Below are 17,630 nucleotides of genomic sequence, written 5' to 3'. Positions count from 1 at the left end.
TCGCCCTGCGATCTGCTGCCTGAAACCGGAATCCGTGGGCCCGGCGCGCTGAGCGCCGGAGCTGTTACATGGCAGGCAAGGAACCCGCCAGGGGCAACCCGCCTGCGCGACGGGCCGCTGGTGTTGATCTTCATTGCGAAACGTGGAACTCGGCGGAACTCTATCTCTTAGGCACGCCCGCGATCGGGGCGCTGCCGGGGAGCGGCCTGTGCGGCACGCGAGTGGACGACGTCGTTTCTTCCAACTGGCGGCCATTGTAACCGATAAAACCCCGCAGCGGACAAGGGGGCGGCGCTGCGATGTGCGCCTATTTGCGTCAGTCGGACAGTTTTTCCGACAAAATCGCCGATACGCCAAGGAATGCGGGGTACTCGGCCGTGATCACATAGGTCGGCACGTCGGCCAGGTAGCCAACGAAGCGTCCCTTCTGCTCGAAGCGGCGGCGGAACGAGGAACGGTCGAAGCGCTCCCCGAGGCGCGGCACGATGCCGCCGCCGATGTACACGCCGCCCTGGGCGCCGAGGGTGACCGCCAGGTTGCCGGCCACGGTGCCGAGCATGCCGCAGAACGCTTCCAGCACCTCGTCGCACAGCGCGCATTCGCCGCTGAGTGCGCGGCGCGAGATCTCGGCCGCGCCGAGGCGCTCGCCGGGGCGGCCGGCGCGGTCGGCCAGCGCACGGTAGATGAGCTCGACGCCGGCGCCGGACAGGAAGCGCTCGAACGAGACGTGCTCGAATTCGCGCCAGGCATATTGCAGGATCGCGACTTCCTGCTCGTTGACGGGAGCGAAGCTGACGTGGCCGCCTTCGCTGCGCAGCGCGGTCCAGCTGTCGCCGCACGGCACCAGGCCGGAGACGCCGAGGCCGGTGCCGGCGCCCAGCAGGCCCAGCGCCGCGTCCGGCTGCGGCGCGCCACCGCCCACCTGGCGTTTTTGCTCGCCCAGGTGCGGCAGCGAACGCGCCAGGGCCGAGAAATCATTAACCACCAGCAGGATTTCGAAGCCGCACTCTTGCCGCAAGGCTTCAGTGGAAAATTCCCAGTGGTGATTGGTCATACGCACATAGTCGCCGTTCACCGGGTTGGCGATGGCGATCGCGGCGTGGCGGATCGGCGCGGCGCTGATCGCCTTGACCGCCGCGCTGCCCAGGTAGGCGCGCATGGCATCCCCCAGGGTGGCATGGTCGGCGCAAGGCAGCACCTCGACCGCCTCGAGCCGGCCCGGCCCCAGCTCCAGCACGAAGCGGCAATTGGTGCCGCCGATATCGGCAAGCAGGCGGGCGCCGCCGCGATGGGGGCGGTCGGTCGATGGGCTGAACGGGGAGGCAGTCATGGTGGTACGCATGTAAAAGACGCCCAAGCTTACTAAATTTTTTGCCCTGACGACAAGTGTTTTCTGTAGTTTAGGTACATACTCCGCAACGAGGCGGATCATGACAACCCGCCGCCTACTCGCATCGACGTAGTAGAACTACTTTTTTGATGAAGCAGAGAGCATCGCGCCGCCCGCCGGACGGCGCGCCGGTCAGCAGGTTGCCGGATCGAGCTCGGGATCGTTGCCGCGCTGGGCGTTCCAGGCGTCGAGCCCGCCCTTGAGCGGACGCGCACGGTGGAAGCCGTTGGCCATGAACTGGCGCGCCACTTCGGCGGCGGTGACGTCGTCCGGGCAGCTGCAATAGACGACGATGTGGCGGTCGCGGTCGAGCGAAGCCATCAGGTGTTCGGGCTGGCAGGCCTTGAAGATCACGGCGCCGGGAATCGCGGCTTCCATCTGCTGCGCGCTCAGGCTGCGCGCATCGATGATCACCGGATCGTGGCCGGCCTCGATCAGGGCCAGCACCTCGTCGATCCCGATGCGCTCGATCGCGCTGCGCGAACGGTGGCGACGCCGCTCGGCATACTTGAAGGCGATGAACAGGGCCAGCAGGCCGGCCACGATCGTCAGCGCCGTGCTGCCCATGGTCGAGAGCGTGTCGAGGACGCCGTCGACGCTGTTATGGAACCAGACGCCGAGCAGGATGCCGGTGCCGCTCCAGAGCGCCGCGCCGGTGACCGCATACAGCAGGAACAGGCGCGGGTTGACGCCCATGGCGCCCGACAGCGGCGCCGCGATGGTGTTAAAGCCGGGAACGAACTTGGACACCAGCAGCGACTTGACGCCGAACTTGCGGAAGCGGTCCTCGGTCTGGTTGACGCAGGAATCGGGGGACAGCGAAATCTTGCACAGCAGCCGCAGGATGCGCTTGCCGTAGAAGCGGCCGGCGCGGAACCAGAAGGCGTCGCAGATCAGGCAGGCCAGGATGGCGGCCATCCATACCAGGTGCCAGCTCACGTCGGCGGTGACCGAGAGCGCGCCGGCCACGATCAGGACCGGGTAGGCGGGTATGGGCAGGCCGAACTGTTCGACGAGGACGATGCCGAACACGATCAGCACGCCATAGACTTGGAGGAGTTCGGCTAGCTGGGGCATTTCTGTATATTAGCGCAATTGGGCTGGAGGCACAGGAACGCCCCCTATTCCTTTTGGCGTAAGCGCAACGCCAGTGACGGATGAGCTGTTTTTACAAGACGCCACGCGGAATCGCCGCCAGCAGCGAGCGCGTGTATGGATGCTGCGGGTCGCGGTACAGCGCGTCGGCGTCCGCCATCTCGACCACGCTGCCATGGTGCATCACCATCACCTGGTCCGAGATGTACTTGACCACCGACAGGTCGTGCGAGATGAAGATATAGCTCATGCCGTATTCATCCTGCAGGTCTTGCAGCAGGTTGAGCACCTGGGCCTGCACCGAGACGTCGAGCGCCGACACCGATTCGTCGCACACCAGGATCTCGGGCCGCATGGTCAGGCAGCGCGCGATCGCGATGCGCTGGCGCTGGCCGCCAGAAAACTCGTGCGGATAGCGGCCATAGGCGGCGTCCGGCAAGCCCACCCGCCCCAGCAAGCCGCGCGCCAGTTGCGCACGCTCCATTTCATTGGCGCCGATGCCGTGGATGCGCATCGGTTCCAGCAAGATCTGGCCGACCGTGAAACGCGGATTGAGCGAGGCATAGGGATTCTGGAAGATGATCTGGATCCGCCGTTTATACGCCTGGAATTCGCGGTCGGACATGGCCAGCAGGTCACGCCCCTCGAACAGCGCCGAGCCGCCGCTCGCGCGGTGCAGGCGCAGCAGGGTCAACCCAACCGTGGTTTTTCCGGACCCCGACTCGCCCACCACGCCCAGGGTCTTGCCGCGGCCCAGGGTGAACGAGACGTCCTTGACCGCCTTGAATTCGCGCTTGCCGAACAGGCCTTCGCGCAGCCAGAAGCTTTTCGCCAGGTTGTTGACCACCAGCACCGGCTGGTCGTCCGGCGCCGTGCCGCGCACGCGCTGCGCCGGCGCCTGGTCGGACGCCCAATCGGGCACTTGATCGGGCAGGATGCGGCCGCTCAGATAGTCGTCGATCACCGGCAGGCGCAGCGGCCGCGCATCGAGCGGCGGCCGGCAATGCAGCAGGGCCCGGGTATACGCGTCGACCGGAGCGCCGAATACCTGGCCGGCCGCGCCCTCCTCGCGCACCTCGCCGTGGCGCATCACGATCACGCGGTCGGCGATCTCGCCCACCAGCCCCAGGTCGTGGGTGATGAACAGCACCGCCATGCGGCGCTCGCGCTGCAGGCGCGCGATCAGCTCCATGATCTGCTTCTGGATCGTCACGTCCAGCGCGGTGGTCGGCTCGTCGGCGATCAGGAGGCGCGGCTCGCAGGCGATCGCCATCGCAATCATCACCCGCTGCTGCTGGCCGCCCGACATCTGGCTCGGGTAGGCGTCGATCTTGCGCTCGGGTTCGGGAATGCCGACCTCGTGCAGCAGCGCCAGGGTGCGCGCCCGCGCCGCGCGCCTGCTCATGCCCAGGTGCAGGCGCAGGACTTCGCCGATCTGGTAGCCGACCGTGAACACCGGATTGAGCGAGGACATCGGCTCCTGGAAGATCATCGCGATGTCCTTGCCGCACAGCGCGCGCCGCTCGCGCGCAGGCAGGCCGAGCAGCTCGCGGCCGGCGAAGCGGATGCTGGAAGCGGGATCGATGACGGTGGTCTGCGCCGGCAGCAGGCCCATAACGGCCAGCGAGCTGACCGACTTGCCGCTGCCGGACTCGCCCACCAGCGCCACCGTGCTGTTGTCGGGGACGTCGAACGAGATGCCCTTCAAGGCGTCGAAGGTCTGCCGCTTGTCGGTGCGAAAGGCGATGCGCAGGTCGCGCACTTCCAACAATGGTTCCTGGGTCATATCGGCCGTCATTTGATCTTGGGATCGAGCGCATCGCGCAGCGCATCCGCGAACAGCGAGAAGCTCGTCACCAGCAGCACCATCGCGCCCGCCGCCGCCGCCAACTGCCACCACTTGCCGAGGATCAGTTCATTCTGCGCCTCGTTGAGCATGCTGCCCCAGGACACGGTGCCGACCGGCACGCCGAAGCCCAGGAACGACAGGATCACCTCGGCCTTGATGAAGCCCACCACCAGGATCGACATCTGCACCAGCGCCACGTGCGAGACATTGGGCAGGATGTGGCCGAACATGCGGGACCAGCTCGACGCGCCGATGGCATCCGCCGCCATCACGTATTCGCGCGCGCCGTGCTTGATGTATTCGGCGCGCATCAGGCGGTAGGGGCCGGTCCAGCCGGTCAGGCCGAGGATCAGCACGATGGTGGCCACGCCTTTTTGCTGGAGCACGGCGGCCACGGTCAGGATCATGAGGATCGCCGGAATCGCCGTGAAGATGCTGTAGAACCAGTTGAACAGGTCGTCGACCCAGCCGCCATAAAAGCCCGAGACGGCGCCGAACAGGGTGCCGAGCGCCACCGCCAGCAGGGCCGCCACCAGGCCCACCACGATCGAGGTCTCGCCGCCCTTGATGGTCTTCTTGACGATGTCGTGCCCCCATTTGTCGGCGCCGAACGGCAGGGTCGTGCGCTTTTCGACCGGCGGATGGGTCTGCGCCACCTGCGCCTCGAGCTCGGCCAGATCGATCGCCAGCGGGTCGAAGGCGTTCGGCGGCGTGGCGCGCGGCAACTGGGCGCGGGCCAGGGCGCGCGCCGTGGCGTCGGCGCCGACGAAGCTGGGCGGCGCGTAGTTGACCGCCACCTCTTGTTCCCAGTCGCTGGCCAGCATGCCCGTGGCGGACAACAGCACCAGCAGCAGGAAAGCGGCGACGACGGCCAGCGCCGCCATCCCGACGCGGTCGGCGCGCAGGCGCCGCCAGGCGAGCGCCCACAGTCCGGGAGAGCGCATGTGCACGGTGGTGGTCATCGTCATTTGAGCTGCACGCGCGGATCGACCGCCTGGTACAGCAGGTCGGCCAGCAGGTTGAACACCATGGTCGCGGCGGCCACATAGACCGTGATCGCCTTGATCACCGGGAAATCGCTGCGCTCGACCGCCAGGATCACTTCGCGGCCGATGCCGGGAATGCCGAAGAAGCGCTCGAGCAGGAAGGCGCCGATCAGCAGCGCCGGCAGGTTGGCCATGACGTGGGTGATGATCGGGATCGCGGCATTGCGCAGCACGTGGACCCAGACAATGCGGCCCTCCTTCAGGCCCTTGGCGCGCGCGGTGCGCACATAGTCCTGCCCCGCTTCGTCGAGCACGAAGCTGCGGTACAGGCGCAGGGTCGGCGCGATCGACACCGCCAGGCCGATGATGATCGGCAGCAGCGCATACCTGAGCAAATTCTCTCCCAGACTATTGCCCCAACCCTGGACCGGAAACAGGCCCAGCTGGTAGGCGAACACGTACTGGAACACGATGATGTAGACCAGGATCGAGATCGACATCCCGACCGTGCAGGCGACCATCACGGCGCGGTCGGTCAGCGAGCCGCGCACGAAGGCGATCGCCAGCGCCAGCGCGATGCCCAGCACGGTCTCGAGCACGGTCAGCGGAATCAGGACCGTGAGCGACGGCCCCAGGCGGCTCGCGATGATGTGCGACACCGGCTCGCCCGTGCTCCAGGCGTTGCCGAAGTCGAAGGTCAGGATCTGCTTGACGAAGATCCATAGCTGCACAGCATACGGCTGGTCGGTGCCGAGCTGGCGCCGGATGTTCTCGATCGCGCCGGCGTCGGCCATCTTGCCGGCCAGCAGGTAGGCCGGGTCGCCGCCGACCCAGTTGAACAAGAAAAACACCAGCAGCACCACGCCGCCCATCGTCGGCAGCATCTGCCACAGCCGGCGCAGGACATAAGCAAACATCGCACTCCCGAATTTGCGGATTGGGCGAACGTGCCGCCCCCAGGTTTGCCACCAAGCCAAATTCACGATGGCAAAAAACGACACGATAGCGCATATCCGCACGCACCGACAGCCGCGCAATCTTATGCCCCGATAGTCACAGGTTATTACAATGTAATGACACTGGTATCAAGAATTCATATAAGAAGCTTGCCGACGACCTGATATATGTACATCGCCGGATTCGCAATATCATGTCCCAAAAATATAGTTTGAACGAATCAAATGCTATATCTAACTATATTTTTCGCATGATATATCGTATTTCGAGTTTTGTGACTTTTGTGTGACTAGCATCAAAATTGCAGATTGTAAAGACAAGTCATCAGACAGTTGTATTTTGCTGCATACAGACGTTACCAATTGACACTATCTATTCGTCAATGTTTTTATTGTTAAGTAGTAAAAACATGCCGGGCCCATTCGCCACGGCGATTCACTTGACTTTACTGGCGACGCGACCCGCCGCCAGGTCTTAGGGGAAGACTGACTATGATGGTTGAAACTGTGTTATCTCGATCGATACGCCTGATGTGCGCCGGCGGCCTTGTCGTCGCCGTGACCGGCGCCCACGCGCAGGAAGCGCCGCCTGCCGTCGAATCGGCCCAGCGCGTGGAAGTGACCGGTTCGCGCATCGCGACCGCCAACCTGGAAAGCGTCAGCCCGGTCACCGTGGTCGGCGCCAAGGATATCGCGCTGGAGGGCGTGAAATCGGTCGAGAGCCTGCTGAACAACCTGCCCCAGGTGTTCGCCGACCAGGGCGGCTCGATCTCGAACGGCTCGTCCGGCACGGCCACCGTCAACCTGCGTAACTTCGGCGCCGACCGCACCCTGGTGCTGGTCAACGGCCGCCGCCTGCCGGCCGGCAGCCCGCGCAATACCGCGGCCGACCTGAACCAGATTCCCGCCGCGCTGATCAAGCGCGTCGAGGTGCTGACCGGCGGCGCCGGCGCCATCTACGGTTCGGACGCCGTGGCCGGTGTCGTCAACTTCATCATGAACGACACCTTCCAGGGTGTGCAGATCGACGCCAACTACCAGTTCTACAACCACGACCAGAACGGCGGCCTGGCGGCCCAGGCGGCCCAGCGCCGCAACTACCCGCTGCCGGACGACGTCGGCGCCGACGCCAAGATCAAGGACATCAGCCTGCTGCTGGGCGGCAACTTCGCCGACGGCAAGGGCAATGCCACGCTGTACTTCGGCTACAAGAAGGAAGATCCGGTGCTGCAGTCGCAGCGCGACTTCTCGTCCTGCTCGCTGGACGGCTTCAGCTCGGGCAACCAGTTCAACTGCGGCGGCTCCGGCACCAGCTACCCGGGCCGCTTCATCACCGCCAACGGCGACCGCACCGTCGCCGACGCCAACGGCAACGTGCGTCCTTACGTGGCCGCCACCGACCAGTACAACTTCGGCCCGCTGAACTACTACCGCCGTCCGACCGAACGCTACACCTTCAGCGCCTTCAGCCACTACGACATCAACGAGAAGGCGCGCCTGTACACCGAAGCCAGCTTCCACGACGACAGCACGGTGGCGCAGATCGCTCCATCCGGCCTGTTCGGCCTGGATGCCTCGGGCGCCAACGCGATCCGCTGGGAAAACCCGCTGCTCACCGATGCATGGCGCAGCGCGCTCGGCATGACCGGCCCGGGCGACACCGCCGACGTCCTGATCTTCCGCCGCAACGTCGAAGGCGGCGGCCGCCAGGACGACCAGCGCCACACGTCGTACCGCGGCGTGATCGGCATCAAGGGCGACATCGGCAACTGGCGCTATGACGCCTTCGCCCAGGTCGGCAAGGTGCTGTACTCGGAAACCTACTACAACGACTTCTCGGTCGCCCGCAGCGCACGCGCGCTGGACGTCATCGCCGACGCCAACGGCAACCCGGTGTGCCGCAGCTTCGCCAACGGCACCGACCCGAACTGCGTCCCATACAACATCTGGCGCCTTGGCGGCGTGAGCCAGGACGCGCTGAGCTACCTGCAGACGCCGGGCTTCCAGCGCGGCAGCACCTCGCAGACCGTGCAGGGCATCAACCTGTCGTCCGACCTGGGCGAATACGGCCTGACCATCCCGGGCAGCAATGAAGGCATCGGCGTCGCCTTCGGCTGGGAGCACCGCACCGAAAAACTGGACCTGAACGCCGACGCGGCCTTCTCGACCGGCGACCTGGCCGGCCAGGGCGGCCCGACCCAGAGCGTGGCCGGCCAGTTCAGCGTGCGCGACTACTTCGCCGAGACCCGCATCCCGATCCTGCAGAACGTGCCGCTCGCCGACCAGCTGACCGTGACCGCCAGCTACCGCAAGTCTGACTATTCGACCGGCCACAAGACCAATTCCTACGGCGCCGGCATCGAGTGGGCGCCGGTGGAAGAAGCGAAGTTCCGCTTCAGCTACCAGCGCGCGGCGCGCGCGGCCAACGTCGTCGAGCTGTTCAGCCCGTTCGGCCTGAGCCTGTTCGGCATGTCGAACGACCCTTGCGCCGGCGCCAACCCGAGCGCCACCCTGGCGCAGTGCCAGCTGACCGGCGTCACCGCGGCCCAGTACGGCAACATCCAGGACAGCCCTGCCCTGCAGTACAACCAGATCAGCGGCGGCAACCCGAACCTGGAGCCGGAAACCTCCGACTCGTATACCCTGGGCCTGGTGCTGACCCCGTCCCGCAACAGCTCGATCACCATCGACGCCTTCGACATGAAGGTCGAGGGCACGATCGGCGGCTTGCCGGCCTCGACCACGCTGACCCAGTGCCTGAACACGGGCGATCCGACCTTCTGCTCGCTGATCACGCGTGACCGCCTGGGCACCCTGTGGGCGCTGCCGGCCGCGCAGGTCGTCGCGACCAACCAGAACCTGGGCCAGATGTCGACCAAGGGCGTCGACCTGGGCGCCAACTACCGCATGAAGATGGGCGCATGGGGCGGCCTCGACCTGTCGCTGATGGGCACCTACCTGAAGGAATTCATCCAGGAAGACTTCCCGGGTTCGGGCGAGTACGACTGCGCCGGCTTCCACGGCACCTCGTGCGGCACCCCGATGCCGAAATGGCGCCACAAGCTGCGCGCGGTGTGGGCAACCCCATGGCGCGGCCTGGAACTGGGCGCGACCTGGCGCTACGTCCGTGGCACCAAGCTCGACCAGTCCAGCGACAATCCGATCCTGGCGGGCGACTTCGAGCCGGCCGACGAACGCATGGGCGCACGCAGCTACCTGGACCTGGTGGGCAACTACCGCATCAACGACAACTTCACCTTCCGCGCCGGCATGAACAATGCGCTGGACAAGGATCCACCGGTGTCGGGCGTCGTCGCGGCCGTGTTCGGCAACGGCAATACCTATCCGCAGGTGTATGACACCCTGGGCCGTCACATCTTCCTGAACGTGACCGCCAAGTTCTAAGCCGCCGACAGGCGAAAAAAACGGCGCACTTCGGTGCGCCGTTTTTCATTTGGTGGCCGGAGCGGATCAGTCCTGGCGCAACCTGCGCTGGCGCACCGCTTGTGCCAATCCTTCCAGCACTCCCACGCTGGTATCCCAGTCGATGCAGCCATCGGTCACCGACTGGCCATAGGTCAGCTCCTTGCCCGGCACCAGGTCCTGGCGTCCGGCCACCAGGTGCGACTCGATCATCACGCCGACGATGCGGTCGTCGCCGCCCGCGATCTGGGCCGCGATGTCGGCGCACACCGGCACCTGGTTCTCCGGCTTCTTGGAACTGTTCGCATGCGAAGCGTCGATCATCAGGCGGCTGGCCAGGCCGAGCGCGGCGATCTGGCGGCACGCCTCCTCGACGCTGGCGGCATCGTAGTTCGGCGTCTTGCCGCCGCGCAGGATGATGTGGCAATCCTCGTTGCCCGAGGTCGACACGATGGCCGAGTGGCCGCCCTTGGTCACCGACAAGAAATGGTGTGGCTGCGACGCGGCCTTGATCGCCTCGGTCGCGATCTTGATATTGCCGTCGGTGCCGTTCTTGAAGCCGACCGGGCACGACAGCCCTGACGCCAGCTCGCGGTGCACCTGCGACTCGGTGGTGCGGGCGCCGATCGCGCCCCAGCTGACCAGGTCGGCAATGTACTGCGGGCTGATCACGTCGAGGAACTCGGTGCCGGCCGGCAGGCCCATCTCGTTGATGTCGCGCAGCAGCTCGCGCGCCATGCGCAGGCCGTCGTTGATGCGGAAGCTGTTGTCCATGTACGGGTCGTTGATCAGGCCCTTCCAGCCGACCGTGGTGCGCGGCTTCTCGAAATAGACGCGCATCACGACTTCCAGCTCGCCGGCGAAGCGGCGGCGCTGCTCGACCAGCCTGCGCGCATACTCGAGCGCCGCCTTCGGGTCGTGGATCGAGCACGGTCCGATCACCACCATCAGGCGGTCGTCCTGGCCGTGCAGGATGCGGTGCAGGTCGATGCGCGCGCCGCTTGCTGTCTGCTCGGCCTGCGGGGTCACCGGGAACTCGCGGATCAGGTGCGAGGGCGGCGTCAGTTCCTTCATTTCACGGATGCGTAAATCGTCGGTGCGGGGCATGCTGGGACTCCCTTTCGTGCTGTTCTTTGCTGTATTGGTTCAGGACTGGAAATAAAAAAACCGCCATCGCTGGCGGTTTGTCTGGATGTTGCCGGGACGTTTTACTGCGCGTACCCGCCGCTACTCCACCGCCAGGGGCTGGAATGGCTAAAGTAAAAAAAGCGGGTAAAGAAAGCGTGGCGCATGGTGTCGTCCGGGTTTGGTCGAATTGACTATAACAACAAGGCATGAAAGTTGGCAAGCCTTTTGTCGCCCGTTCCACGCTTGTACAGACAACAATCGGTTGCAGCAAACTGACATGCCCATCTGAACTCGGGCACCTACGCCCCTTATCTTGCGCGCATCTTGCGTTAGCTCAGTCCCGCCATGGCTGCCGATGCAACAGTCAATTCAAGCCCGGCGGGCGCGCGTGTTGATTGTAGACACAAATAGGTGCTAAGAGGTGCCAGGGAAATTGATCTGCAATAAGGATCAAGCCCTCCACCCGCGCCATCCGGATCCTTCCATCCACTGGAGTGTCGGACCATGACTGAAACCCTGCTTTCCCGTTCCGTGCGCCGCCTGTTCGCGGGAGGCGGCGCCGCCGGCCTGGCGCTCGCCGGCCCCGTGCTGCTGGCCCTTCCCCACCCTGCCGTCGCGCAAGAAGCCGCTCCCGTGGCCCGCGTCGAGATCACCGGCTCGAACATCCGCCGCGCCCAGGCCGAGACCGCGTCGAGCGTGCTCACCGTCAACCGCAACGATATCGAGCGCTCGGGCAAGACCACGGTGGCCGAGCTGCTGCAGACCCTGGCGGTCGACAACCAGGGCTCGGTGCCGATGAGCTTTGGCAGCGGCTTCGCGGCCGGCGCCTCGGGCATCTCGCTGCGCGGCCTGGGCACGGCCTCGACCCTGGTGCTGCTCAACGGCCGCCGCATGGCGCCCTACGGCCTGGCCGACGACGGCCAGAAGGTGTTCGCCGACCTCAACGTGATCCCGACCGACGCGGTCGAGCGCATCGAGATCCTCAAGGACGGCGCCTCGGCCATCTATGGTTCGGACGCGATCGCCGGCGTGGTCAACATCATCCTGCGCCGCAACTTCCAGGGCACCAGCGCGCGCGCGCTGTACGGCAGCGGCGAGGCCGGCGACGGCCAGCAGCACAACCTGGCCCTGGCCTGGGGCTTCGGCGACCTCGAGACCGACCGCTACAACGTGCTGGTCAACGTCGAGTACAAGCACACGCAAGAAATCTGGTACCGCGACCGCGGCAACCGCGACTACATCGGCAAGATCGACCTGCGGCCCTATGGCTATTCGGCCCAGGAAGGCTTCGGCGGCACCGGCGCCATCACCGGCAACAACCAGTCCGGCAACGCCATCAACGGCAATGTGCGCAACCCCGACACGCTGGAGTACTACAACCGCGGCAACCTGGCCGGGCCCGGCTTCACGCGCACCTTCCCGGGCGCCGCCTGCAGCAATTTCACCAATCACCCGCAGGGCGATCCGCTCGGCGGCTGCCTGGTCGATTCGGCCTTCCTGTACAACCAGATCCAGCCCGACAGCGAATACCTGTCGCTGTACAGCCGCGGCACGCTCAAGCTGCAGGGCGATACCGAGGCCTATGCCGAACTCAATCTGTACAACAGCCTGGCCCAGTCCAGCTCAACGCCGAATCCGATCGCGGCCAGCGTCGGCTATCCCGGCGGCCCGGTCAGCAACGCCGGCGTCCAGCTCGGCGCCGAGCACCCCGACAACCCATACTTCGGCCGTGCGGCGCGGCTGCGCTACCTGCCGTTCGACGTCGGCCCGCGCGAGTCCGACATTTCCTCGACCTTCATCCGCGCGCTGTTCGGCGCGCGCGGCACCCACGGCGCCTGGGACTGGGATACCTCGCTGCTGTATTCGACCAGCCGGGTCGACAACGACCGCCGCGGCTACCTGCAGCGCGACGCCACCTTCGCCCTGCTCGACCCGTCGGCCGCGAACGTGGCGGCGGCCCAGGCCAATCCCGGCTACCGCGCGCTGCCGGCCGGCGCCTATTGGCGCATCGCCGAGAACGCGGGCCTGAATTCACCGGACCTGTACGCCGCCCTGTCGCCGACCATCTCGAACGACGCCGAGACCGAGATCGCCCAGGTCGACTTCAAGGCCACGCGCGAGATCGGCAAGCTGGCCGGCGGCGCGGTGGGCGTGGCGCTGGGCGCCGAATTCCGCCACGAGTCGGCGCGGCTGGAGCCGACCGCCGGCACCGAGCGCGGCAACATCATCGGCCTCGGCTACTCGGCCTATGACGGCCAGCGCAACGTGACCGGCATTTATGGCGAAGTGCTGGCGCCGGTGCTGCCCGGACTCGAACTGACCGGCGCCATGCGCTACGACCACTTCACCGACGTGGGCGACGCCTGGACCCCGAAGGTCGGCGTCAAGTGGAACCCGCGCCGCGAGCTGGCGCTGCGCGCCACCTGGGCCAAGGGCTTCCGCGCGCCGAGTCCGGCCGAGAACGGCGTCGGCGGCCTGGCCGCCTTCGCCAACGCCACCGATCCGGCCCGCTGCGCGCTGGGCGTGCAGACCGCCTGCAGCCCGGCCTCGGTGTCGGTCATCACCTCGCCCAACCAGGACCTGAGCCCGGAACGCTCGAAGAGCTGGAATATCGGCGCGATCTGGGATCCGCTGCCACGCACCAGTTTCTCGCTCGACTTCTGGAACATCAAGCGCAAGAACGAGATCAACCAGCAGCAGATCGACGCCGCGATCGCCGCCGGCGACGTGGCGCGCGATCCGAGCACGGCGGTGCCGACGATCCCGGGCGACCCGGGCGCGATCACGGCGGTGCTGGCCGAATACGTGAACTCGGCCGAAACCGAGGTGCGCGGCATCGACCTCGATGCGCGCCAGGGCTTCGGACTCCCGAACAACTGGGGCACCCTGACCTTCGACGTCAAGTACACCTACCTCGACAAATGGGAGCGCACCGAACAGGACGGCACCACGCGCGACTACGCCGGCACCCACGGCAATTGCGACGTCAGCAACTGCATGGGCACGCCGGACCACAAGGCCAACCTGCGCGCGACCTGGGAGCGCGCCAACTGGCGCGTGTCGGCCAACGTCAACTACCGGGGTCCGATCGACAACACCTTCTTCAAGGACGATCCGGAAGGCTGCGCCAGCCAGTTCGCCAACGGCATTGACGCGCCGAGCGATTGCGAACTGGCCTCGTTCACCACGGTCGACCTGGTATTCCGCTGGAAGCCGCAAGCGCGCTGGGAAATCTACGGCTCGATCCAGAACCTGTTCGACAAGCAGGCGCCGCTCGATCCGCTGACCTATGGCGCGGTGTCGTACAATCCGCTCGACTACTACGGCGCGATCGGCCGCTTCTTCACGCTGGGAGCGAGATACGCCTTCTGAGCTGGCGATGGCCGGATGCGTGGCACGGAGCCGTTCGTGCCACGCATCCGGCGCATTCCACCAGTCGCTCAACCGCCGAAGTGATAGTTCAGCTCGACCCACCCGGTCCGTCCCGCCGGGCTGTAGCTGCCCACCGCATAATTGGGCCAGCCGCCGGTGGTGTCGTGCTTGATGCGGTCGAACACATTGTTGACGATCGCCGACAACGTCAGGCGGTCATTCACGCGATACACGACGCTCGCGTTGACCAGCGTGGTCGGCGTCAGGTAGTCGGTCTGGGCCGAGTTCGGAATCTTGCCGTAGCGGGTGGCGAACAGGGTCGACGACCAGGCGCCCACGTTCCAGTTCAGGCTGGCTGCCAGCTTGTCCGGCCAGTCCGAACTGGTGAGCGAATTGAGTTCGTCGCGTACCGTGTCGCCGGCGAACTGTTTCGAGCGGCGGGTCAGCGTTTTCGAATAATTGCCGCGCAAGGTGAACGTGCCCCAGGCCGTGGTGCGCAGCGCATAACGGGCGCTGACGTCGATGCCGCTGCTCGACTCCTCGGCCGCATTGATCGGGTTCACACGGATCTCGCGGATCTCGCCCGGACGCACCGGCGAACTGGCCGCGTAGCGCGTGATGCGCGAGATCGTGTCCGCGCACAGCGACGAGCCGATGTCCAGCGAGCCCAGGCGGCAGGCCGCTTCGTCGCGCAGCAGCTGGTCGGCCGACAGATTGGTCACCAGGTCGTCGATCTCGATATTCCAGTAATCGACCGAGGCATCGAAACTCGTGCTCGGCGACCAGACGATGCCAGCGCCATACGACTTGCCCTGCTCCGGCTTGAGGTCGGCGCTGCCATACTGGACGTAGTCGGCGCCCGGCGAGTAGTTGGCGAATTCGCAGCTCGCCAGCGGCTGGCCGGTGGCGCCGCAGCGGTAGTGGTCGGTGGTCGACGAGTAATAGCCGGTGCCGCGCGCCTTGTAGATGTAATTCATGTCCGGCGCCCGGAAGCTGGTGGCGTAGTTGGCGCGCACCAGCACCTCGCGCGTCGGCCGCAGTTCCAGGCCGCCGGCATAGGTGAACTTGCCGCTGTCGCGCTCGGCGAATTCATAACGGTCGTAGCGGCCGGCCAGGGTCGCGGTCAGGACCTTGTGCAAGGGAACACTCGCTTCGGCGCCGAGCGCGTAGCGGTTGCGGGTGCCGGCGGTGACGGCGGTGTTCGGCGCCAGGTTGAAATAGCCCGCATTGATGCGCTGGTCGGGCGCATTGGTAAAGCCCTGGCGGCCGGCCTCGGCCACCACCGCCAGTTGCAGCGGGCCGGCCGGCAGTTGCGCTACTTCTCCATTGGCGCTGGCCGACACCGTGTGGGTCCACGACTCGTCGTCGCTTTCGGCGTAGCCGGTGATCGTGCCGAATTCGTCCGGGTTCACGCGGGTCGCCAGCCGCGTCGGGTCCGGCGCGTAGATGGCGACGCCGCTCGCGTCGGTTCCCAGGCGCGGCCCGAGGAAGAAGCTGTCGATGTTCGACAGCGCGCGCGGGGTCTTGCCCTTGCTCTCATACCACGAGGCGCTGTAGCCGGCTTCCCACTTCCAGCTGGTGCCCGGCACGATGCCGCGCGCGCCGAGCGAAGCGGCGACCGCGCCGTCTTCCCAGAAGCGGTCGTAGCGCGACAGGCCGCCCATCTCTTCCGGGGAAATGTAACGGGTCCAGGCTTCGTAATGCCCTGTGTTCCGGTTCAGGAAATAACCATTGTTGAGCGAGTTCGACGTCCACGAGGGACCGCGCGTATTGTTGACGGTGTCGTTGCGGCCCAGAAGGATGTCGGTGAACAGCGTCGTGTTCTGGTCGAGCTCATAGGTGGCGCTGCCGAAGGCATTCTTGCTCTGGTTCCGGGTCTGCACCGACCAGTAGGTGGGGCTGACCTTGTTGCTGGCGCAGTAGTTGCCGGTGCGCGATGCGTAGTCGACGACGCTGCCGCCGAACAGGTCGCCCAATTGCGCGCAGGTCGCGCCCGGATCGATGTAGCGGCCCACGGTGGCGTCACGGCGCGACAGCACATTGGTCGGCGTTCCCGAGCGCTCGGCCATGAAATCGCGCTGGTAGGCGCCGATCGGATTGCGCTCGGAGAATTCCAGCGCGAACACGGTGCTCAGGCGGTCGAACTGCTTGCCGCCGGTGAGCTGCACGCGCCGCTCGGCGCCGCCGCCGCGGCTGGTGCCGCCCAGCTTGACGTTGAGGTCGACGCCCTCGGCCTTCCTTTTGAGGATGATGTTGACCACGCCGGCGATCGCGTCCGAGCCGTAGATGGCGGAGGCGCCGCCCGACAGGATCTCGATGCGCTCGACGATGGCCGACGGGATATTGGCCAGGTTGGTGAAGTTGACCGTGCCTTCATAGGCGATCGGGAAGTCGGCCAGGCGCCGGCCATTGAGCAGGATCAGCGTGTGGTTCGGCCCCAGGCCGCGCAGGCTGATGGTGTTCGCCGACGGCGTGAAGGTATTGCCGAAGTCGGCGCCCTGCACGAAACCGCTGTTCTGCACCTGGTTGTTCAGGGCATCGAACACATTCTTGTAACCCTGGCGCGTGATCTCGTCGCCGGTGATGACGGTGACCGCCGACGGACCGTCCAGTTGCGCGCGGGCGATGCGCGAACCGGTGACGAGGACCGACGCGGGCGCGGTGTTGGTGGTGGTAGCGGCCGGCGCATCGGCCGAGGTCGCCGCCGCCTGGGCGTGGGCCAGCAGCGGCGCGCCGATGGCGGCGGCCAGGAGGTAGGTATGTTTCATGATTGGCTTGTTTTTATTGGGAAACGAACTCTAACAAGCCATCGACGCAGTACAAACGAATTATTTAGAGCAACTTTATGACAATAATGTTTGATTCAATAATGAAAAATGACGGAAGCCGTCGGCGTTCGTTCAACGCGCAACGTTCCGGTGCTGGTAACGCTTCGACGCGTTACACCGTTATACGATTCGCAGCCAGATCCCACCCGCCTACGGTGCTCCCTCCGCTCCCGCCGCCGACTTTTTGTTGGGTGTAGCGCCACTTTACTTTGGAGAATTTCAAGCTCACCTGTTCGTTCAGCAAAGTACCAGCGGCGATGCCAGGACTGATACTTCCGATCAGAACATTCTCCAATTCGATCTCGAAATATTTGATCGGGTTGCCCTGGCCGTCTGCACGCATGAATTCGAGCTTGGCCTTCGGAATCGTCTTACCCATCGCGCAGTGCTGCATAAGTATCGGGCTGGCCAGGTCGGCCGTTTTACTGAATAAAAGTTCCTCCAACTCCGCACGCTCCGCAGTGTGTCCACCGCCAGTCGAACTGGTGGCGCTCTTGGGCTGATGTATGCCCCCTCTGTCAGGATAGATGTCGCGTCACTTGAATCACTTTAATCCATCCGGGGGCGGAGCAAAGACGCGCAGTGAATCAGTACCCAGCAGAA

At 65.5% G+C, this 17,630-nt stretch carries 9 protein-coding genes and 1 pseudogene; 2 read left to right on the top strand and 8 right to left on the bottom strand.

Annotated features, from left to right (window positions below):
- Positions 1-316 precede the first annotated feature (316 nt).
- The 5 genes from ABIB42_RS21200 to ABIB42_RS21180 all read right to left on the bottom strand — a co-directional run bounded on the left by ABIB42_RS21200 (position 317) and on the right by ABIB42_RS21180 (position 6,237).
- Entirely contained in the window at positions 317-1,330 is a 1,014-nt protein-coding gene (locus ABIB42_RS21200; protein ID WP_273162507.1) for a glucokinase, read from the bottom strand.
- A gap of 192 nt (positions 1,331-1,522) precedes the next feature.
- The gene (locus tag ABIB42_RS21195) at positions 1,523-2,467 is read right to left on the bottom strand and encodes a VTT domain-containing protein (protein ID WP_273162508.1); all 945 of its coding nucleotides are present in this window, start codon (positions 2,465-2,467) and stop codon (positions 1,523-1,525) included.
- Positions 2,468-2,558: 91 nt separating this feature from the next.
- Positions 2,559-4,271: an ABC transporter ATP-binding protein gene (locus ABIB42_RS21190; RefSeq protein ID WP_184235102.1), complete on the bottom strand. Its 1,713-nt coding sequence runs from the start codon at positions 4,269-4,271 to the stop codon at positions 2,559-2,561.
- An 8-nt stretch (positions 4,272-4,279) separates the two neighbouring features.
- The gene (locus ABIB42_RS21185; RefSeq protein WP_429248955.1) at positions 4,280-5,302 is read right to left on the bottom strand and encodes an ABC transporter permease; all 1,023 of its coding nucleotides are present in this window, start codon (positions 5,300-5,302) and stop codon (positions 4,280-4,282) included.
- A complete protein-coding gene (locus tag ABIB42_RS21180) occupies positions 5,299-6,237 on the bottom strand; it encodes an ABC transporter permease (RefSeq protein ID WP_005668540.1) in 939 nt (312 codons plus the stop codon). Before ABIB42_RS21180 ends, ABIB42_RS21185 begins: the two co-directional genes overlap by 4 nt.
- A 531-nt stretch (positions 6,238-6,768) precedes the next feature.
- Here ABIB42_RS21180 and ABIB42_RS21175 point away from each other — a divergent pair.
- Complete coding sequence (locus ABIB42_RS21175; protein ID WP_229409854.1) at positions 6,769-9,681, top strand: TonB-dependent receptor domain-containing protein; 2,913 nt, start codon at positions 6,769-6,771, stop codon at positions 9,679-9,681.
- A gap of 66 nt (positions 9,682-9,747) precedes the next feature.
- Here the strand turns inward: ABIB42_RS21175 and aroG are convergent, their stop codons facing one another.
- On the bottom strand, positions 9,748-10,806 hold the full coding sequence (gene aroG / locus ABIB42_RS21170; protein ID WP_005668537.1) for a 3-deoxy-7-phosphoheptulonate synthase AroG: 1,059 nt from the start codon (positions 10,804-10,806) through the stop codon (positions 9,748-9,750).
- A gap of 525 nt (positions 10,807-11,331) precedes the next feature.
- Between aroG and ABIB42_RS21165 the strand changes: the two genes are divergently transcribed.
- The gene (locus ABIB42_RS21165) at positions 11,332-14,199 is read left to right on the top strand and encodes a TonB-dependent receptor (protein ID WP_429248954.1); all 2,868 of its coding nucleotides are present in this window, start codon (positions 11,332-11,334) and stop codon (positions 14,197-14,199) included.
- Positions 14,200-14,267: 68 nt separating this feature from the next.
- Here the strand turns inward: ABIB42_RS21165 and ABIB42_RS21160 are convergent, their stop codons facing one another.
- The gene (locus ABIB42_RS21160) at positions 14,268-16,967 is read right to left on the bottom strand and encodes a TonB-dependent receptor (RefSeq protein ID WP_429248953.1); all 2,700 of its coding nucleotides are present in this window, start codon (positions 16,965-16,967) and stop codon (positions 14,268-14,270) included.
- A gap of 172 nt (positions 16,968-17,139) precedes the next feature.
- Positions 17,140-17,538 (bottom strand): annotated as a pseudogene (locus ABIB42_RS21155) (Hcp family type VI secretion system effector); the annotation flags it as partial.
- Between the last annotated feature and the right edge of the window lie 92 nt (positions 17,539-17,630).

It is taken from the genome of Massilia sp. UYP32 (assembly GCF_050434365.1).
Classification (GTDB): Bacteria; Pseudomonadota; Gammaproteobacteria; order Burkholderiales; family Burkholderiaceae_D; genus Telluria; species Telluria timonae.
This window is presented reverse-complemented; position numbering and strand designations above follow the sequence as displayed.